Origin of the sequence: Catenuloplanes atrovinosus, from assembly GCF_031458235.1 — a bacterium.
GTDB lineage: Bacteria > Actinomycetota > Actinomycetes > Mycobacteriales > Micromonosporaceae > Catenuloplanes > Catenuloplanes atrovinosus.
On record NZ_JAVDYB010000001.1, the window covers coordinates 6,187,530 to 6,206,230 of the forward strand.

The window sequence follows — 18,701 nt, forward strand, 5'->3', positions numbered from 1 at the left end:
CCGCGCCGGAAGCGGGGAGGCGGTCGCTGGGCGTCCCCTAGTGCGGCTGGTGGACGGCGGGGTAGCGGAGGAAGGCGGCGTAGTCGAGTTCGCCGATCAGGTCCGCGAGTGGGCCGGGGCCGGTGCGGCGCTGGCGGGGGATGAGACGGGGGTGTGGGATGAAGGAGACGGCGAGTACCGCGGGGTCGTGGGTGTGGGCGGCGCGGCTGGTGGCGGGGGCGGTGAAGCCGGCGCAGGAGTAGAGGATGCCGCGGTCGGCGCCGATGTCCTCCAGTTTGGCCACGAAGTGGTCTACGGAGGCGATGCCGACCGGGCGGTTTTGCTGGCGGCATTCGACCGCGACGGTGACCGGCAGGCCCGCCACCGCGCCGTAGATCATCACCTGGACGTGCCGGGGTGATCCGCTGAGCCGGCCCGCGTGGCGCCGGTTGTAGACGACCTGGGCGTAGTCGAACGCGGCGAGCAGCCGGGTCAGCGATTGCTGGTAGCGCTGGAGCTGACTGTCGGTGGGAGACATCCGCCGACGCTACGAACGAGGGTCGGGCCGGTGTCGCCCTGGTTGTCCGTTGGTCGTTCGATCGTGCCCGGTTACTACCCGTCAGGGGGTCCAGAGGTCGGCGGTGCCGCCGAGGCGCAGGAAGATCGCGAAGTCGGCCTGGTCGACCTCGGTGGAGTCGTGCGGCGGGAGCGCGTCGCGGATCAGGCGGCCGTCGCCGAGCGTGATGGCCATGACCGGTGGGGTCTGCGCGTGGGCGGCGCGGGCGCGGGCCCGGTCGGTGAAGCCGGTGCACGAGTAGATGACGCCGCGGTCGGCGCCGATGTCGAGCAGCTTGCCGATGAAGCGGTCGACGGCGCCGACGTCGGCCGGGCGGCGCCGGCGCTGTACGCATTCGACGGCCGCGGTGACGTGGACGCCCAGGACGGCGCCGCGGACGAGGACGTCGACGCGGCGCATCGACCGGCTGAGGCGTCCCTCGACGCGACGGTTGTAGCCGACCTCGACGGGTGGCTCGAAGCCGCCGAGCAGCCGGCCGATCGAGGCGTCGAAGAGCGTGAGGTGGTGGAGCTGGGGATCCGGCGGCGGTTCCGCTTCCGCTGGGTACACAACTTTGAGCGTAGAACGAGGCGGTGCCGGACCATCGCCCAAATTGTGCGTCTTTGTTGTTAAATCTGGAGAAAGGTACCGGTCAGCCGCACGGCCAGAGGAACAGCGCGAAGTCCGCCTCCGTGATCTCGTCCACCCCGCACGGCGGCAACGGCACGCCGGCGCCGGACCGCCGCTGCCGCGGGAGGCGCACGCCGCCGCCCAGCGACACCGCCATCACGGCCGGGTGGCGCGCCGCCGCGGCCCGGGCGCGGGCGCACCGGGTGAACCCGGACCGGGAGTAGAGCACGCCGCGGTCCGCGTCCACGTCGAGCAGCTTGCCGATGAACCGCTCCACCACGCCCACGTCCGCGGCGCGACGGCTGTGCCGGCACTCCACCGCGACCGTGACGCCGGTGCCGAACACGCGCCCGCGCACCAGCAGGTCCACCCGGCGGGTCGCGCCGCTGAGCAGTCCCGGCACCCGTCCGTCGACCGCCACCTCGGCGTTGCCGTCGAGGCTGGACAGCAGCCGCGTGATCGACAGCTGATAGCGCTGAAGCGGCGAAACACATGGAAACAGGTCGAAGACGGTCACCCAGCGAAGTTAAGAGCGGGCGGTGGGTGAATGTCGCCCACCGTGTGCGATGCCGCCCGGACGGCGTAGACCGCGGCGGCGCTCAGAGCGGGGCGAAGAACGGCGAGTTCAGGCCGGGGTGGCGGCCCTGGAGGCGGTCGTAGGCGCGGACCAGGTCGTCGCGGCTCAGCCACACCGGCGGCGCGATCTCCAGGCGCTTCAGCCGCTCCCCCACCGCCAGCGCGGCCAGGTCCTCCGCCAGCCGGTCCAGCGCGATCCCGCAGTCGAAGCCGTGCGTCACCAGGCGGACGCGTTCGAGCAGGTGGCGGCCCTCCGGCAGCTCGACCCAGGCCCAGCCCTCGGCGCCGTCCGGCGTGCTCACGTGCAGCCCGCGGATGATCGGGTCGGCCAGGTCCCGCCCGACGTACGCGTCGACCGCCGCCGCGCGGGCCAGCGTGCTCAGGTCGTTGACGAAGCCGTCCCGCCCGTCCGGCAGCCGCCCGACGATGTCCCGGAAGCCGGGGCCCTCGCCGTCGCCCGCGGTGGCGTCGCGGAACGCGCGCGCGTCGATCAGGTACTCGACCGTGCGGCGGGCCTGGGTCGTACCGCCGATGATCGGCGAGACGATGCGCAGCCACTCCAGCCCGACCGCGCCGCAGACGGTGGCCAGCATCCGGTCGAGCCGCTCGTCCTCCGCGGCCGGGTCGGCGAACTCGACCGCGAAGACCGGCAGCCGGGTGGCGGGGTCCAGGGCGACGAAGTCACAGCGGGTACGCAACGCGGTGTTCCACTGGTTCGGGCTGACGCCCTCGGGCCGGCGGGCGACCAGTTGGCTGAGCCGTTGGTCAGGCTGGACGACCCAGCGGCCGCGCGCGAAGAGCCGCTCCTCCGCGGTGGCGACCGGGCGCAGCGGTGACGGGATGCTCATGACCCACCACTGTAGGGACCCGGACCGGCGGCGAGGGCTCCGGCGCGGGTCGTGTCGCGCGTCACGCGCGGGAAGACGGACACGGTGGGCGAGGTTGAGTCGGTCAGGCTCAAGAATTGAGGTGTCCGATGGCCACACTTCCCGTACTGCCGTTGACCGACGACGTGCTGCTCCCCCGCATGGTTACCCCGGTGGAGCTCGACTCCGCCACCCAGGCCGCCGTGGACGCGGCCCGGACCAGCGGTGACAAGCGGGTGCTGGCCGTACCACGCATCGACGGCGTCTACGGTCCGGTCGGAACCGTGGCCGTGATCGAGCAGGTCGGCCGGCTGCCGAGCGGCGAGCCGGTGGCCGTGATCCGCGGCCTGCACCGCGCGCGCATCGGCTCCGGCGTGTCCGGCCCGGGCGCGGCGCTCTGGGTGGAATCCACCGAGATCGACGAATCGCCGGTGACCGGGCGGACCCGGGAGCTGGCCCGTGAGTACAAGGCGCTGGTCCGGGCGCAGTTGCAGAAGCGCGGCGCGTGGCAGGTGATCGACGCGGTCGAGCGGATGACCGACCTGTCCGAGATCGCCGACTCCTCCGGCTACTCCCCCTGGATGTCGCTGGAGCAGAAGCGCGCGCTGCTCGACGAGACCGACCTGACCGCCCGGCTGGAGCTCCTGGTCACCTGGATCAAGGAGCACCAGGCCGAGGAGGAGGTCAGCGAGAAGATCAATTCCGAGGTACGCGAGGGCCTGGAGAAGGGCCAGCGCGAGTTCCTGCTCCGCCAGCAGCTCGCCGCGATCCGCAAGGAACTGGGCGAGGACGAGCCGGAGGGCGCGGGCGACTACCGTACCCGCGTCGAGCAGGCCGACCTGCCGGAGAAGGTGCGTGAGGCCGCGCTGCGCGAGGTGGGCCGCCTGGAGCGGGCCAGCGACGCGTCGCCGGAGTCCGGCTGGATCCGCACCTGGCTGGACACGGTGCTGGAGATGCCGTGGACCACGCGGACCGAGGACAACACGGACCTGACCGAGGCGCGCGCCGTGCTGGACGCGGACCACGCCGGCCTGGAGGACGTGAAGGACCGAATCCTGGAATACCTGGCGGTACGCAACCGGCGCGCGGCCCGCGGCCTGCACGTGGTCGGCGGTCGCGGCTCCGGTGCGGTGCTGGCGCTCGCGGGCCCGCCCGGGGTCGGCAAGACCTCGCTGGGCGAGTCCGTCGCCCGCGCGCTGGGCCGGAAGTTCGTCCGCGTCTCGCTCGGCGGCATCCGGGACGAGGCGGAGATCCGCGGTCACCGGCGCACCTACGTGGGTGCGCTGCCCGGGCGGATCGTCCGCGCGATCCGCGAGGCCGGCTCGATGAACCCGGTGGTGCTGCTCGACGAGATCGACAAGATCTCCGCCGGGTACGCCGGCGACCCGGCCGCCGCGCTGCTGGAGGTGCTGGACCCGGCGCAGAACCACACGTTCCGGGACCACTACCTGGAGGTCGACCTGGACCTCTCCGACGTGCTGTTCCTCGCCACCGCGAACGTGGTGGAGACCATCCCCGGCCCGCTGCTGGACCGGATGGAGCTGGTCACGCTGGACGGCTACACGGAGCGCGAGAAGGTGTCGATCGCGCGCGACCACCTGTGGCCGCGGCAGCTCGACCGCGCGGGCCTGACCGGCGAGGACGTGTCGATCACCGACGGCGCGCTCGGCCGGATCGCCGTGGAGTACACCCGCGAGGCCGGCGTCCGGCAGCTCGAACGCGCGCTGGCCAAGGTGCTGCGCAAGGTGGCCGTCAAGAACCACCGGGTGGACGTGGACGAGGACAACCTGAAGGAGTTCCTCGGCCGGCCCCGGTTCTTCTTCGAGTCCGCGGAGCGCACGGCCGTGCCCGGCGTGGCGACCGGGCTCGCGGTCACCGGCGCGGGCGGCGACGTGCTGTTCATCGAGGCCACCGCGATGCCCGGCGAGGGCGGGCTGGCGCTCACCGGCCAGCTCGGCGACGTGATGAAGGAGTCCGCGCAGATCGCGCTCTCCTACCTGCGGTCGCACGGTCAGGCCGAGCCGCTGGACGGCAAGCGCCTGCACCTGCACGTCCCGGCCGGTGCGGTGCCGAAGGACGGGCCGAGCGCGGGCATCACCATGGTCACCGCGCTGGCGTCGCTGGCCTCCGGCCGGCCGGTCCGCCCGGAGGTCGGCATGACCGGCGAGGTCACGCTGGCCGGCCGGGTGCTGCCGATCGGCGGCGTGAAGCAGAAGCTGCTGGCCGCGCACCGGGCCGGACTCACCGAGGTGATCATCCCGGCGCGCAACGAGCCGGACCTCGACGACCTGCCCGCCGAGATCCGGGAGCAGCTGACCATCCACCCGCTCGCGGACGTGGCGGACGTGCTGGAGATCGCGCTCCGGCCGGACACGGCGGCGCGGGCGACGGCGGCCTGAGGGAATCCGAGCGGCCCGGGTGCTTTCCCACGCACCCGGGCCGCTCCGCGTCCGCACCCGTTCCGCAACCGGCGACCCTTCTGATTCTCGGCAGCAACCCGCCGACAACCTTGGGACGACCGCATGCAGAACCTCCGCCGCCGGATGATGACCCCGCTTCTGGCCGCCACCGTCGCCACCACTCCCCTGCTCGGCCTCGCCGCGCCGGCGTCCGCCTCGGACAGCGCGCCGGCGATCCCGTTCGGGCGGGAGTACGTCGCGCAGGAGGAGGAGCCGTGGACGTGGAACCCGGCGAGCATCAGCGTGACGTCCACGAAGATCACCAAGAAGGCGTTCACGCTGAGGTCCTCGGCCGGGTGCGCGAACCGCGCGCACATCACCGCCGCGCTGAGCGGCCCGATCCCGACCGAGAACGTGTGGGCCTCGGGGGTCGGCGTGGACATCTGGCACGGCGGCGAGCTCTACGACTACACGCTGCTGACGAACACGCGCGGCAACATCTGGGAGGGCGACCTCGTGGTGTGCGGCAAGGACCCGGCCGGCGCGTACCGGACCGAGCTGTACGCCGCGTACATCACGGGCACCGGCCTGGACGACCCGAACGCCGCGCTCTACCGCACCAATGTGGTCACCGGCGGGTACACGGTCAAGCGCCCGGCGTCCGTGACGCTCAACGCCGCGCCGGAGCCGGTGCGGAAGGGCGCGAAGATCACCATCAAGGGCACCGTGACCACGGACGGCCGCACGGCGGGCAACACGAAGGTGCAGATCTGGTTCAAGGCCGACGGCGCCGCGGACTACACGCTGCGCACCACCGTGACCACGGACGCGAAGGGCGCGTACCGCAAGACCGTGAAGGCCACCACGTCCGGCACCTGGAAGGTGGTCGTGCCCGGGACCGGCACGCGGAACGAAGTCGCGGCCTACGACGCCGTGAAGGTCAAGAAGTAAATACCATCATCAGGCATGGGCATGGTTCACACCGTCGGGCTGGTACTGCATCCGCAACGGGACTCGAAGGTCGCCATCGACACGATCGTCGAGTGGGCACGCAGCCGCGGCGTGACCGTGCTCGGCCTGCCGGACGAGATCGCGCGGATCGACTGCAGCGCGGTCCCGGTCGGTGAGGTGGAGCTGCTGGACCGCGCCGACCTGCTGGTCAGCCTGGGCGGCGACGGCACGATGCTGCGCAGCATGCGGCTGTCGGCCGGCCGGACCACGCCGGTGCTCGGCGTGAACCTGGGCCGGCTCGGCTTCCTGGCCGAGATCGACGTGGACGACCTGCCGGAGACGCTGTCGCTGATCGACGGGCACGAGTTCACGGTGGAGTCGCGGATGGCGATCGCCACCAAGCTGCCGGACGGCTCCGAGGTCACCGCGTTCAACGACATCGCGATGGCCCGTGTCCCCGGCGAGGGCATGGCCGCCGTGGCGATCTCCGTGCAGGGCGCGCCGTTCGTGCGGTACGCCGCGGACGCGGTGATCGTGGCCACGTCGACCGGCTCCACGGCGTACAGCTTCGCGGCCGGCGGCCCGATCGTGTCCCCCACCGTGGAGGGCTTCCTGGTCGTGCCGTCGTCCGCGCACTCCAGCTTCAACCGCGCGCTGGTGCTGTCCGCGGACGAGGAGGTCGTGCTGGACCTGCTGCCGAGCAGCGGCGAGCTGGCGCTGGAGGTGGACGGCATCGTGTCCGGGCGGCTGCGCCCGGGCGACCAGATCTGTGTGCGGGCGCACCGCGCCGCCGCGAACGTGATCCGGCTGGGCCGGACCACGTTCTACGAGCGGGCCCGCCGCAAGCTGCGGGTGAACGGCTCGGCCGAGGTCGACTAGACGCCCGCGAGCCGGCCCGGGGACGGGCGCAGGTAGACGAACCAGGTGACCACCAGGCAGAGCGCGTAGTAGGCGATGAACGCCACGTACGCCGCCTCGGCTGAGCCGGTGCTCAGGAACGACTGGCGGAACGCGACGTTGACCAGCACGCCGCCGAACGCGCCGACCGCGCCCGCGATGCCGATCAGCGCGCCGGAGAGCCGGCGCGCCCTCGCCTCGGCCAGTTCCGGCGGCAGGTCGCTGAAGAGGCTCTTCGCCTTGAAGATCGCCGGGATCATCTTGTACGTGGACCCGTTGCCCACCCCGGAGAAGACGAACAGCAGCACGAAGCCGACCAGGTAGAGCGGCAGTGAACGGGCGGACGAGGCGTACAGCACCACGGCCGCGCCCGCGCCCATCGCGCCGAAGTTGACCAGCGTGACGAACGCGCCGCCGAACCGGTCCGCGAGCGCGCCGCCGACCGGCCGGATCAGCGAGCCGAGCAGCGGGCCGAGGAAGGTCAGGTACGCGGCCTCGACCGGCGTGCTGAACGAGTCCTTGAACTGCACCTGCAGCACCTGGCCGAAGGCGAAGCCGAAGCCGATGAACGACCCGAACGTGCCGATGTAGAGCAGCGACATGATCCAGGTGTGCGGGTCCCGGCTGACCTCGCGCAGCGCGCCCCGCTCGTTCGACGCCTGGGTCAGGTTGTCCATGTACAGCGCGGACGCGACCGCGGCGATCACGATCAGCGGGATGTAGATGCCGGCGATCAGCCCGGGCCGGCCCGCGCCGACCGTGGCCAGCACCGCCAGGCCGACGACCTGGACCACGGCCACGCCGAGGTTGCCGCCGCCCGCGTTCAGGCCGAGCGCCCAGCCCTTGAGCCGCTGCGGGTAGAACGCGTTGATGTTCGCCATCGAGGACGCGAAGTTGCCGCCGCCGACGCCGGCCACGCACGCGATGATCAGCAGCGTGCCGTAGGAGACGCCCGGCTGGATCAGGAACGCGGCCAGCCCGGCCGGGATCAGCAGCAGCAGCGCGCTGATGATGGTCCAGTTCCGCCCGCCGAACGTGGCGACCGCGAACGTGTACGGCAGCCGGACGATCGCGCCGAGCGCGGCCGGGGCCGCGGTGAGCAGGAACTTCTGGGCCGGGTCGATGCCGTAGGCGGGCCCGAGGAAGAGCACCAGCACGGACCAGAGCGTCCAGACGGAGAAGCCGATGTGCTCGGAGAAGATCGAGAAGATCAGGTTCCGGCGGGCGATCCGAGCGCCGCCGTTCGCCCAGAACTCCGGGTCCTCCGGCCGCCAGTCGTCGATCCAGCGTCCGTGCCGCCGCGCCGCTGCGGCAATCGTGTCGGTGGGGGCGAGCGTCGCTGTGCTCATGATCAACTCCGGTTTCGGCCGTGAAGAATCAGCAACACGGCGAAACGCTAGGAGGAGGCGGTTTCCCTCGGGTTCGAGTCGTGAGTCAGCCCGGAAACACGCAGCTAACCGTCTCTGACCTGCGGATGTGAGTTCACACCGACGCACCGGGCGCGGTGAGAGCCAGTTGACACGGCCGTCATGAACGAGACGCGGGGGAGAAATCCCGCCTGGCGACGCTTCGGTACATGACCGATGGCGAGCGCGTCGAAACGCACTGTCCGTACTGCGCGTTGCAGTGCGGCATGACGCTGCGCGCCTCGAATGATCTCATCTCCGTCGAGCCGCGCGACTTCCCCACCAACCGCGGCGGCCTGTGCCAGAAGGGCTGGACCGCCGCCGACCTCCTGGACCACCCCGAGCGGATCACCACGCCGCTGGTCCGCCGGGACGGCGAGCTGCGCGAGGCCACCTGGGACGAGGCGCTCACGCTGGTCGCGTCCAGGATCAAGGACATCCAGCGGCGGTACGACGAGAACGCCGTGGCCGTGTTCGGCGGCGGCGGGCTGACCAACGAGAAGTCGTACGCGCTCGGCAAGTTCGCCCGCGTCGCGCTGCGCACCCGCAACATCGACTACAACGGCCGGTTCTGCATGTCGTCCGCGGCCGCCGCCGGCATCCGCGCGTTCGGCATCGACCGCGGCCTGCCGTTCCCGCTCTCCGACGTGGGCAGCGCGGACACGCTGCTGCTGGTCGGCGCGAACGTGGCCGAGACCATGCCGCCGTTCGGCCGCTGGCTGGCCGACCAGAAGGCGCGCGGCGGCACGCTGATCGTGGTCGACCCGCGCGCCACCCCGACCGCGAAGCAGGCCACGCTGCACCTGCAGCCCACGCCCGGCACCGACCTGGCGATCGCGAACGCGCTGCTGCACATCGCGCTCACCGAGGGGCTGCTGGACAAGGACTACCTGGCCGAGCGCACCACCGGCTTCGACGACGTGCGCCGGACCGTGGCGAACTACTGGCCGGCCCGGGTGGAGCGGATGACCGGCGTACCCGTGGCGGATCTGGAGGCGGCGGCCCGCGCGCTGGCCGGCGCGGAGCGCGCGATCATCCTGACCGCGCGCGGCGCGGAGCAGCACGCCAAGGGCGTGGACACGGTCACCGCGTTCATCAACCTGGCGCTCGCGCTCGGCCTGCCCGGCCGGCCCGGCTCCGGCTACGGCTGCCTGACCGGCCAGGGCAACGGCCAGGGCGGCCGGGAGCACGGCCAGAAGGCGGACCAGCTGCCCGGCTACCGCAAGATCGACGACCCGGCCGCGCGCGAGCACGTGGCCGGCGTCTGGGGCGTCGACGCGGCGAGCCTGCCCGGCCCCGGCGTCTCCGCCTACGAGCTGCTCGACTCGCTCGGCACCGAGGCCGGCCCCAAGGCGATGCTGCTGTTCGGCTCGAACCCGGTGGTCTCCGCGCCGCGCGCCGGCCGGGTCACCGAGCGGATCGAGAGCCTGGAGTTCCTGGTCGTCGCGGACTTCCTGCTCTCCGAGACCGCCGCGCTCGCGGACGTGGTGCTGCCCACCGCGATGTGGGCCGAGGAGAACGGCACCATGACGAACCTGGAGGGCCGGGTGCTGCGCCGGCACGCCGTGCGCCGCCCGCCCGGCCAGGCCCGCACCGACCTGTCGATCCTGCACGAGCTGGCGGCGCGGCTCGGCGTCGAGCGCGGCTTCCCGGAGGACCCCGCGGAGGTGTTCACGGAGCTGCGGCGGGCCAGCGCCGGCGGCGTCGCGGACTACCACGGCGTCACCTGGGAGCGGATCGACGCGGCCGACGGCGTCTTCTGGCCGTGCCCGGACGAGGACGGGCCGGACACGCCGCGCATGTTCACCACGCGGTTCGGCACGCCGGACGGCCGCGCGCGGATGGTGCCGGTCGAGCACCGCGCCGCGGCCGAGGAGCCGGACGCGGACTACCCGTACTACCTGACCACCGGGCGGGTGCTGGCGCAGTACCAGTCCGGCACGCAGACCCGGCGGGTGAGCGCGCTGCGCAAGGCCGCGCCGCACGCGTTCGTCGAGCTGCACCCCGACCTGGCCGCGCGTCTCGGCGTCGCGGACGGGGAGCGGCTCACCGTCACCTCGCGGCGCGGCGAGGTCACGGCGCCGGCCCGGCTCAGCGACGCGATCCGGGCGGACACGGTGTTCATGCCGTTCCACTGGGCGGGCGCGGGCCGGGCGAACTCGCTCACCAACGACGCGCTGGACCCGACCTCCCGCATGCCGGAGTTCAAGGTCTGCGCCGTCCGCGTGGAAAGGGCCTAGAAGCGTGAAGGTCACCATCATCGGGTACGGCATGGCCGGCTCACGTCTCGCCGCGGAGCTGCGCGCCCGCAACGCGGACGTGAAGGTCACCGTGCTGGGCGCGGAACCGCACCGCGCCTACAACCGGATCATGCTGTCGAACCTGCTGGCCGGCAAGGTCGGCGAGGCGGACGTGGAGATCACCGAGGCGGCCGGGCACGGCGTGGACGTGCGCCCCGGCTCGGCCGTGGTCGCGATCGACCGCGCGGCCCGCACCGTCACCACCGCCTGCGGCGACATCCACCCGTACGACCACCTGGTCCTGGCCACCGGCGGCGAGGCGGTCATCCCCGCGATCCCCGGACTGCCCGGCAGCCGCCCCGACGACCCGCCCCTGACCGGAGCGAAGGCCGAGCCGCTGCCGGACCGGGTCGCCGTGTTCCGGACGCTGGACGACTGCCGGCGCATCCTGGCCGTGGCCGAGACCGCCCGGACCGCGATCGTGCTCGGCGGCGGGCTGCTCGGGCTGGAGGCCGCGCGGGGGCTCACCGCGCGCGGGCTGTCCGTGCGCGTGGTGCACGCGGTCGACCGGCTGATGAACCGGCAGATCGACACCGGGGCCAGCGGCGTGCTCACCCGTACCCTCGAGGGTCTGGGCATCGGCTGCGTGCTGGACGCGGAGACCGAGGCGGTCGAGAGCACGCCGGACGGCGTCACGCTGCGCCTGGCCGGCGGCCGGACGCTGGACGCGGACCTGCTGGTGCTGGCGTGCGGCGTGCGGCCGGAGACCGGCCTGGCCCGCGCGGCCGGCCTGGACGTGGGCCGCGGCGTGCTGGTCGACGACGCGATGCGCACCTCCGACCCGCACGTCTGGGCGATCGGCGACTGCGCGGAGCACGACGGCGTGGTCGGCGGCCTGGTCGCGCCGGCCTGGGAGCAGGCGCGCGTGGTGGCGTCGCGGCTGACCGGCGAGGAGCCGGACGCGGTCTACCGGCAGCCGGCCGTGGTCACCCGGCTCAAGGCCACCGGCATCGACCTGGCCGCGATGGGCGCCTCCACCGGGCCCGAGGAACTGGTCTTCTCCGACCCGGCGCGCGGTACGTACGCGCGGCTGGTCATCGACGGGGACCGGCTGGCCGGCGCGATCATGCTGGGCGACAACCCGGCGATCGGCACCGTCATCCAGCTGTTCGACCGGGGTACGCCGGTGCCGAGCGACCGCCGCGCGCTGCTGCTCGGCCGCGCGCTCGGCACGGCGCCGGTCGCGGTGGCCGAGTCGCCCGCGCTGATGCCGGACGCCGCCACCGTCTGTCAGTGCAACAACGTCAGCAAGGGCGCGCTGGTGCGCTGCTGGCGTGACGGCGCCCGCTCGGTCGGCGACGTGGTCGCCGCGACGCGCGCCACCACCGGCTGTGGGACCTGCAGGGAAGCGGTCTGCGGCATCGTCGATTGGCTGTCCTCGGTGGACAGTCCAGCCTCGGAGGTTCTGGCATGAAGCGCCTGGTGATCATCGGCAACGGGATGGTCGGGCAGCGGCTCGTCGAGGCGGTCCGCGCGCGCGACACGGCGGGCGCGTGGTCGGTCACGGTGCTGGCGGAGGAGAGCCGCGCCGCGTACGACCGGGTCAAGCTGTCCGCGTTCTTCGACGGCGCCTCGGCCGAGGACCTCAACCTGCACACCCCGGACGACGGCGTGGACCTGCGGCTGGGCGAGCCGGCGCTGGCGGTGGACACCGAGGCCCGGATCGTCACCACCGCGGCCGGCACGTACGCCTACGACGCGCTGGTGTTCGCGACCGGCTCGTACCCGTTCGTACCGCCGGTCGAGGGCAAGGACCTGCCCGGCGTCTTCGTCTATCGCACGCTGGACGACCTGGAGGCGATCCGGGACTACGCGCGGGGCCGCAGCATCGGCGCGGTGATCGGCGGCGGCCTGCTCGGCTTGGAGGCGGCGAACGCGATGCGCCTGCTCGGGCTGGCCACGCACGTCGTCGAGTTCGCGCCGCGCCTGATGCCGGTGCAGGTCGACGAGGCCGGCGGTGCGATGCTCCGGCGCTACGTCGAGGACCTCGGCGTCACCGTGCACACCGGCACCGGCACGACCGCGCTGAACGCGGGCGAGGACGGCGCCGTGGCCAGCCTCAGCCTCTCCAACGGCGCGGTGGTCAAGGCCGACCTGGTGATCGTGGCCGCCGGCATCCGCCCGCGCGACGACGTGGCCCGCGCGGCCGGCCTGGAGGTGGGCGCGCGCGGCGGCATCCTGGTCGACGACGCCTGCCGGGCCAGCGCGCCGGACGTCTACGCGGTCGGCGAGTGCGCGGCCGTCGACGGCGTCTGCTACGGCCTGGTCGCACCCGGGTACGCGCAGGCCGAGGTGGTCGCGGACCGGCTGATGGACGGGGCCGCCACGTTCCCCGGCGCGGACATGTCCACCAAGCTGAAGCTGCTCGGCGTGGACGTGGCCTCGTTCGGCGACGCGCACGGCACCACCGAGGGCTGCCTGGACGTGACGTTCACCGACCCGGCCACCCGCGTCTACGCCAAGCTGGTGCTCTCCGACGACGCGAAGACGCTGCTCGGCGGCGTGCTGGTCGGCGACGCCACCTCCTACCCCACGCTGCGCGCCGGCGTCGGCATGGCGCTGTCCGCTCCCCCGCTGACGCTGCTGGCGCCGGCCGGCGCGGACGCCGACCCGGGCGCCGGGCTGGCCGCGCTGCCCGGGTCCGCGCAGGTCTGCTCCTGCAACGCGGTCACCAAGGACCAGATCGTCGACGCGATCCACACCGAGGGCTGCGCGGACGTGCCGGCGCTCAAGGCCTGCACCCGCGCGGGCACCAGCTGCGGCTCCTGCGTACCGATGCTGAAGCAGTTGCTGACGCTGGAGGGCGTGACGCAGTCGAAGGCGCTGTGCGAGCACTTCGACCACTCGCGGCAGGAGCTGTTCGACATCGTCCGGGTCCGCAACATCCGGTCGTTCTCCGCGCTGATCGGCGAGGTCGGCCGCGGCAAGGGCTGCGACATCTGCAAGCCGGCCGTGGCGTCGATCCTGGCGTCGCTGCACACCGGCTACGTGCTGGAGGGCGAGCAGGCGTCGCTGCAGGACACCAACGACCACTTCCTGGCCAACATCCAGCGCAACGGTACGTACTCCGTGGTGCCGCGCATCCCCGGCGGCGAGATCACGCCGGAGAAGCTGATCGTGATCGGCGAGGTGGCGCGCGACTTCAACCTGTACACGAAGATCACCGGCGGGCAGCGGATCGACCTGTTCGGCGCGCGCGTGGAGCAACTGCCGCAGATCTGGAAGCGGCTGGTCGACGCCGGGTTCGAGAGCGGGCACGCGTACGGCAAGTCGCTGCGCACCGTGAAGTCGTGCGTCGGCTCGACCTGGTGCCGCTACGGCGTGCAGGATTCGGTCGGGCTCGCGGTCGCGCTGGAGCTGCGCTACCGCGGCCTGCGCTCGCCGCACAAGCTCAAGTCCGCGGTGTCCGGCTGCGCCCGGGAGTGTGCGGAGGCGCGCAGCAAGGACTTCGGCATCATCGCCACGGACAACGGCTGGAACCTCTACGTCGGCGGCAACGGCGGCTTCCGGCCCCGGCACGCGGACCTGTTCGCCACGGACCTGACCACGGAGGAGTTGGTCCGTACCATCGACCGGTTCCTGATCTTCTACATCCGCAGCGCGGACCGGCTGCAGCGCACGGCCGCGTGGATCGAGTCGCTGGACGGCGGGCTGGACCACCTGCGGGACGTGATCGTGCACGACTCGCTGGGGCTGTGCGCGGAACTGGACGAGGCCATGGCCCGCCACGTCACGAACTACGCGGACGAGTGGGCGGCGACGCTGGAGGACCCGGAGCGGCTCGCCCGGTTCGTCTCGTTCGTCAACGCGCCGGACGCGCCCGACCCGTCGATCAGCTTCACGGTCGAGCGCGGGCAGCCGGTGCCCGCGTCGTCCGACACCACCCGCCAGCCGGTACTGCTCGGCATGCCGGCCGCCGTCTCCACCGAAGGGAGCCCCGCATGATCCTCGATGTCCAGACCTTCCAGGCCGTCTGCCCGCTGGCCCGCCTGGAACCGAACCGCGGCGTGGCCGCGCTGGTGGACGGCGTGCAGGTGGCGCTGTTCCGCACGTCCGAGGGCGAGATCTTCGCGGTCGGCAACCAGGACCCGATCTCGCATGCGTACGTGATGTCCCGCGGCATCGTCGGCAGCCGCGGCGACGCCCCGACCGTGGCGTCGCCGCTGCACAAGCAGGTGTACGACCTGCGCACCGGCGACTGCCTGGACGTGCCCGGCGTGACGCTGCCGGTCTACCCGGCGCGCGTGACGGACGACGCGGTTGTCGAGGTGGCCGTGCACTGACCAAGATGGGTCCCATGGAGCATGTGTTCGGGAACGTGGACGCGCCCGTGACGGTGTTGGAGTACGGCGACTACCAGTGCCCGTACTGCGCGGGCGCGGCCCCGGTGCTGCGCCGCCTGGTCGAGGAGTCGGACGGCCAGGTCCGCCTGATCTTCCGCAACTTCCCGCTCTACGAGATCCACGAGTACGCGCTGACCGCCGCGCTCGCCGCCGAGTCCACCACCGCCGCCGGCGTCTTCTGGGACATGCACCACGTGCTGTTCAAGAAGCAGGACCGGCTGGAGGACGCGTTCCTGCGCCACTACGCGGAGGCGGTCGGCGCGGACCCCGACCTGGCCACCGGCGACGCCGCCCAGCAGTTCGCCCCCAAGGTCCAGCGGGACTACGCGGCCGGCGTCGAGTCCGGCATCGGCGGCACTCCCAGCCTCCTGATCAACGACACGCCCTACGAGGGCCGGATCGAGCTGGCCGAGCTCCGCCGCGCCACCAGCCTCACGCTCCGCCGCGCCTGATCCGCCTGATCCGCCTGGCCCGCCTCGGCCGTCTCCTCGGCGGCCGGGCGCGGGTGCACGGTGAGCAGCGTGGCGGTGGCCAGGAGCAGCGGCGCCAGCAGGTAGGGGCCGCAGCAGGCCAGCGCGGCCGCGGAGAGCACCGTCGCGGTCAGCGCGGTGCGGCGCTCGCGGCCGGCCGGCAGCAGCCGGACCGCCGAGGCGGTGCCGACGACGGTGACGGCGGCGAGGCAGGCGGCCGTCACCCGCAGCAGAAAGTCCAGATCCAGGCTCAGCAGGATCACCGGTACGCCGCAGGCCGCCGCCATCGCCGCGAGCAGCCCGAGGCTGCGCAGCGGCACCGCGCCCGGCTCGCCGCCCCGGGCGAACCAGCGCGGCAGCACGCCGTCCCGGGCCAGCGCCGCGCCGAGCCGCGCCGCGCCGGCCAGGTAGGTGTTGATCCCGCCGAAGCTCAGCAGCAGCGCCGCCACCGCCACGATCGGGCGCGCGGCCGGCCCGATCCCGGTCTCCAGCAGCGCCACCAGCGCGCCCGGATCGGCGGCGCGCGGGCCGAGCACGCCGATGGTCACCACGGACAGCGCCAGGTAGAGCACGCCGACGATGGCGAGCGCACCCTGGGTGGACCGCATCAGGACGCGGCGGCCGTCCGCGAAGTCCGCGGACAGGTGGCTGGCCGCCTCCCAGCCGACGAACGCGAACAGCAGCACGCCGACTGCCGCAGCCACCCCACCGGCCCCGTGCGGCGCGAACGGGACGAAGTGCGCGGCCCGCGCGTGCGCCCCGGCGGTCACGATCGCGGTGCCGAGCAGCCCCACCAGGAGCAGGAGCAGCCACATCTGTACGCGCCCGGACGTGCGCAGCCCCGCCGCGTTGGCCGCGAACGCCGCCGCCATCAGCAGCACCGCGCCGAGCAGCGCCACGCCACCGCCCAGCCCGAGCGCCGCGGCCGCCGCCTCGGCGCCGACCAGCGCACCGGCGAACGTGCCGAGCGGGATGACACCGTAGAACCAGGCACCCACCACCGCCGCGGTCCGCTCACCGAACGCGCGCCGGGCGAACGCCGCCACGCCGCCACCGTCCGGGTACCGCATGCCGAGCACCGCGAACGTGATCGCGACCGGCGCGCTGAGCAGCAACAGCGCGGCCCAGGCGAGGATCGACGCCGGTCCCGCGACCGCCGCGCCCAGCTGCGGCAGCACGAGCACGCCGGGCCCGAGTACGCCGCCGAGCAGAAGTGCCGTCCCGTACCGAATGTTGAGCCGTTTCATGCGCCAAAAGCTAGGCAGTCGGACCGCCTCAGCGGCGCTCCACCGAACGTTCGGCCGGATTACCCTGGCATAGTCGGGGCATGGACGAATTGGATTCGGCGTTGATCCGGCTTCTCCAGTCGGATGCGCGGTTGTCGAACCGGGAACTGGCTCGTCGGCTCGGCATCGCACCCTCGACCTGCCTGGAGCGGGTGCGCGCCCTCACCCGCCGCGGCGTGATCCGCGGCTACCACGCCGACATCGACCCGATCGCGCTCGGCCGCGGCGTACAGGCCATGGTCTCCGTCCAGGTCCGCCCGCTGAGCCGCGACGTGATCACCACCTTCAAGGCCGCCGCCAGCGACATGCCCGAGGTCCTGAGCGTCTTCGTCCTCGCCGGCGGCGACGACTTCCTCCTCCACGTCGCGGTCCCCGACCTCGACGCCCTGCACGCCTTCCTCCTCGACCACCTCAGCAAACGCCGCGAAATCACCGGCTTCCGCACCTCCATGATCTTCCAGCAGATGCAGAACCAAACCCCCGAACCCCTCCTCCGCCCCGACCGCCTCCCCCCTGGATGATTCCCGGACGACTCACCCCCCTGCCAGCCCCCGGCCCCCCACGGCCTCGGCCACGAGCGACCCCCACCCCGCCGCCCGGCCGCTCACCACGCGACTCGCACACCGACGATCCAAGACCGAGACGGCCGCCTGCCGCCTACTGATCACCGCACCACTCGCGCCGCCAACCGAATACGACGACCTCCGGCCCCCACAACCGCCTGCCGCCCACCCAATCCCCCGCGACTCGCACCCCGACCACTGGCGCCGGTCACATGCCGCTGCCGATCACATGCCGTGCCGCGTGCCGGCCCCGCGCCGATGCCGGTGCCGGCCGGGCGCCGGTGCCGGGTGCCGGTGTCGGTGCCGGCCGGGCGCCGGTGCCGGGTGCCGGTGTCGGTGCCGGCCGGGCGCCGGTGCCGGTGCCGGTGCCGGTGCCGGAGAGCTTGAACTCGATGCCGACGCCAGCGTCCGATATTTACGATATGGGGGACGGGATCGGCCCGGTCGGCAGGCGAACCGCGCGACTCGCCCAGTGGCACCGGAAGCGGAATGACAGCGGACTCCCTACAGCAAAATTGAACACGTCCAGGGCGATGATTGATCTCTGCGGCGACTTTGTGAGCCTCAGGCACGTTATTCCGGCCGAATTACGTGCCTGAGGCTCACAAAGTGGGTCGATCAATTGGGTCTACAGGAAAGATCACCAAATATTGGTGCGACATAGCGGACATCTCGACCTGGAGGCCCTAGCCGAGTTCTAGTTTGGTCGACCGCCCAACCCCGGACACGGCCAGGCCACTCGAGCAAGAACGCGTGCCGGAATACGCGGCCACGGCACGCCGGCAGCGTGGCCACGGCACGCCGGCAGCGTGGCCACGGCACGCCGGCAGCGTGGCCACGGCACGCCGGCAGCGTGGCCACGGCACGCCGGCAGCGTGGCCACGGCGGCGGCAAACGACGGCACTGGTTTCGTGCGCCAGCACATACCGCCGCCGCCTGGCTGTCCCCGTCGCCGTCGACCCGCCCTTGGGGTGCAGATCATCGGCAGGGCCGCCACCAACGACGAAACCACCACCGACGAGACCAAAGCTGGCGGCCCTGCCGATGATCTGCTCGGCTTCGCCCGGGAGACGGTGACGGGGACAGCCAGGCACACCAGACGCAACCCACCCACCCACGAAAAAACAGCCGGGCCAACGAATCCCGCCGCGACCGGCAAGCCACGCCCGTCCCCCCGGAGCCCGAGGCCCCCCGGAGGGTGCCCGAAAAGCAGCCATCGACTAAAGACTCGATACGGCGAAATTTCGGGCGCGGAGCGCCCAGCAATCCCGCCGACCCCCACACAGCAGCCGAGACCTCCTCGAATAGCAGCAGGCCACGGTGAAACAAAGCACCGCCGGACCCTCATCGAAAGGCGATTCGATACCCAACACGGCACGGCGAACCCGGCCAAAAGCCGGGCAGTCGGTCACGAAACAGTTGGTGCGCGCGGCGAAAGATCGACAAGCACCGAACGACCCGGCCACGCCGCCACGGCCG

Annotated in this window: 15 protein-coding genes; 9 read left to right on the forward strand and 6 right to left on the reverse strand. The window is 72.6% G+C overall.

What is annotated here, in order from left to right; translation table 11 throughout:
• Positions 1-37: 37 nt before the first annotated feature.
• From J2S41_RS27390 to J2S41_RS27405, 4 genes are all read right to left on the reverse strand, one after another.
• Positions 38-517, reverse strand: coding sequence for a restriction endonuclease (locus J2S41_RS27390; RefSeq protein ID WP_310371810.1), 480 nt, complete (start codon positions 515-517; stop codon positions 38-40).
• 81 nt (positions 518-598) lie between these two features.
• On the reverse strand, positions 599-1,105 hold the full coding sequence (locus J2S41_RS27395; RefSeq protein WP_310371813.1) for a restriction endonuclease: 507 nt from the start codon (positions 1,103-1,105) through the stop codon (positions 599-601).
• A gap of 82 nt (positions 1,106-1,187) precedes the next feature.
• Positions 1,188-1,682 carry a restriction endonuclease gene (locus J2S41_RS27400; RefSeq protein WP_310371815.1) on the reverse strand — a complete coding sequence of 165 codons (495 nt, stop codon included), beginning with the start codon at positions 1,680-1,682 and terminating at the stop codon, positions 1,188-1,190.
• Positions 1,683-1,764: 82 nt separating this feature from the next.
• Positions 1,765-2,589 carry a DUF2726 domain-containing protein gene (locus J2S41_RS27405; RefSeq protein ID WP_310371816.1) on the reverse strand — a complete coding sequence of 275 codons (825 nt, stop codon included), beginning with the start codon at positions 2,587-2,589 and terminating at the stop codon, positions 1,765-1,767.
• Positions 2,590-2,717: 128 nt separating this feature from the next.
• On the opposite strand from J2S41_RS27405, the gene lon reads away from it, so the two are divergent.
• The 3 genes from lon (at position 2,718) to J2S41_RS27420 (ending at position 6,836) form a co-directional block, all read left to right on the forward strand.
• Positions 2,718-5,006 carry an endopeptidase La gene (gene lon / locus J2S41_RS27410; protein ID WP_310371818.1) on the forward strand — a complete coding sequence of 763 codons (2,289 nt, stop codon included), beginning with the start codon at positions 2,718-2,720 and terminating at the stop codon, positions 5,004-5,006.
• 123 nt (positions 5,007-5,129) lie between these two features.
• Positions 5,130-5,957, forward strand: a complete 828-nt coding sequence (locus tag J2S41_RS27415; protein WP_310371821.1) for a hypothetical protein — start codon at positions 5,130-5,132, stop codon at positions 5,955-5,957.
• Between the two features lie 15 nt (positions 5,958-5,972).
• The gene (locus tag J2S41_RS27420; protein WP_310371823.1) at positions 5,973-6,836 is read left to right on the forward strand and encodes an NAD(+)/NADH kinase; all 864 of its coding nucleotides are present in this window, start codon (positions 5,973-5,975) and stop codon (positions 6,834-6,836) included.
• Here the strand turns inward: J2S41_RS27420 and J2S41_RS27425 are convergent.
• The gene (locus J2S41_RS27425) at positions 6,833-8,203 is read right to left on the reverse strand and encodes a nitrate/nitrite transporter (RefSeq protein ID WP_310371825.1); all 1,371 of its coding nucleotides are present in this window, start codon (positions 8,201-8,203) and stop codon (positions 6,833-6,835) included. The genes J2S41_RS27420 and J2S41_RS27425 overlap by 4 nt on opposite strands.
• A gap of 227 nt (positions 8,204-8,430) precedes the next feature.
• On the opposite strand from J2S41_RS27425, the gene J2S41_RS27430 reads away from it, so the two are divergent.
• From J2S41_RS27430 to J2S41_RS27450, 5 genes are read left to right on the forward strand one after another with little or no spacing between them, the layout of a single operon-like run.
• Positions 8,431-10,500 carry a molybdopterin oxidoreductase family protein gene (locus tag J2S41_RS27430; RefSeq protein ID WP_310371828.1) on the forward strand — a complete coding sequence of 690 codons (2,070 nt, stop codon included), beginning with the start codon at positions 8,431-8,433 and terminating at the stop codon, positions 10,498-10,500.
• A gap of 4 nt (positions 10,501-10,504) precedes the next feature.
• A complete protein-coding gene (locus J2S41_RS27435) occupies positions 10,505-11,974 on the forward strand; it encodes an FAD-dependent oxidoreductase (RefSeq protein ID WP_310371829.1) in 1,470 nt (489 codons plus the stop codon).
• Positions 11,971-14,505, forward strand: a complete 2,535-nt coding sequence (nirB, locus tag J2S41_RS27440; RefSeq protein WP_310371831.1) for a nitrite reductase large subunit NirB — start codon at positions 11,971-11,973, stop codon at positions 14,503-14,505. Before J2S41_RS27435 ends, nirB begins: the two co-directional genes overlap by 4 nt.
• Entirely contained in the window at positions 14,502-14,843 is a 342-nt protein-coding gene (gene nirD, locus J2S41_RS27445) for a nitrite reductase small subunit NirD (protein ID WP_310371832.1), read from the forward strand. Before nirB ends, nirD begins: the two co-directional genes overlap by 4 nt.
• Positions 14,844-14,857: 14 nt before the next feature.
• Positions 14,858-15,355: a DsbA family protein gene (locus J2S41_RS27450; RefSeq protein WP_310371834.1), complete on the forward strand. Its 498-nt coding sequence runs from the start codon at positions 14,858-14,860 to the stop codon at positions 15,353-15,355.
• On the opposite strand, the gene J2S41_RS27455 is transcribed toward J2S41_RS27450, so the two are convergent.
• Entirely contained in the window at positions 15,289-16,620 is a 1,332-nt protein-coding gene (locus J2S41_RS27455) for an APC family permease (RefSeq protein ID WP_310371836.1), read from the reverse strand. The genes J2S41_RS27450 and J2S41_RS27455 overlap by 67 nt on opposite strands.
• Before the next feature lie 80 nt (positions 16,621-16,700).
• On the opposite strand from J2S41_RS27455, the gene J2S41_RS27460 reads away from it, so the two are divergent.
• Entirely contained in the window at positions 16,701-17,180 is a 480-nt protein-coding gene (locus tag J2S41_RS27460) for an Lrp/AsnC family transcriptional regulator (RefSeq protein ID WP_310371837.1), read from the forward strand.
• Positions 17,181-18,701 lie beyond the last annotated feature (1,521 nt).

Coding starts and splice junctions, on each gene's coding strand:
- J2S41_RS27420 (WP_310371823.1), top strand. CDS start 5,973: ATGGGCATGGTTCACACCGTCGGGCTGGTACTGCATCCGCAACGGGAC.
- lon (WP_310371818.1), top strand. CDS start 2,718: ATGGCCACACTTCCCGTACTGCCGTTGACCGACGACGTGCTGCTCCCC.
- J2S41_RS27415 (WP_310371821.1), top strand. CDS start 5,130: ATGCAGAACCTCCGCCGCCGGATGATGACCCCGCTTCTGGCCGCCACC.
- nirD (WP_310371832.1), top strand. CDS start 14,502: ATGATCCTCGATGTCCAGACCTTCCAGGCCGTCTGCCCGCTGGCCCGC.
- J2S41_RS27450 (WP_310371834.1), top strand. CDS start 14,858: ATGGAGCATGTGTTCGGGAACGTGGACGCGCCCGTGACGGTGTTGGAG.
- J2S41_RS27430 (WP_310371828.1), top strand. CDS start 8,431: ATGACCGATGGCGAGCGCGTCGAAACGCACTGTCCGTACTGCGCGTTG.
- J2S41_RS27460 (WP_310371837.1), top strand. CDS start 16,701: ATGGACGAATTGGATTCGGCGTTGATCCGGCTTCTCCAGTCGGATGCG.
- J2S41_RS27455 (WP_310371836.1), bottom strand. CDS start 16,620: ATGAAACGGCTCAACATTCGGTACGGGACGGCACTTCTGCTCGGCGGC.
- J2S41_RS27390 (WP_310371810.1), bottom strand. CDS start 517: ATGTCTCCCACCGACAGTCAGCTCCAGCGCTACCAGCAATCGCTGACC.
- J2S41_RS27425 (WP_310371825.1), bottom strand. CDS start 8,203: ATGAGCACAGCGACGCTCGCCCCCACCGACACGATTGCCGCAGCGGCG.
- nirB (WP_310371831.1), top strand. CDS start 11,971: ATGAAGCGCCTGGTGATCATCGGCAACGGGATGGTCGGGCAGCGGCTC.
- J2S41_RS27405 (WP_310371816.1), bottom strand. CDS start 2,589: ATGAGCATCCCGTCACCGCTGCGCCCGGTCGCCACCGCGGAGGAGCGG.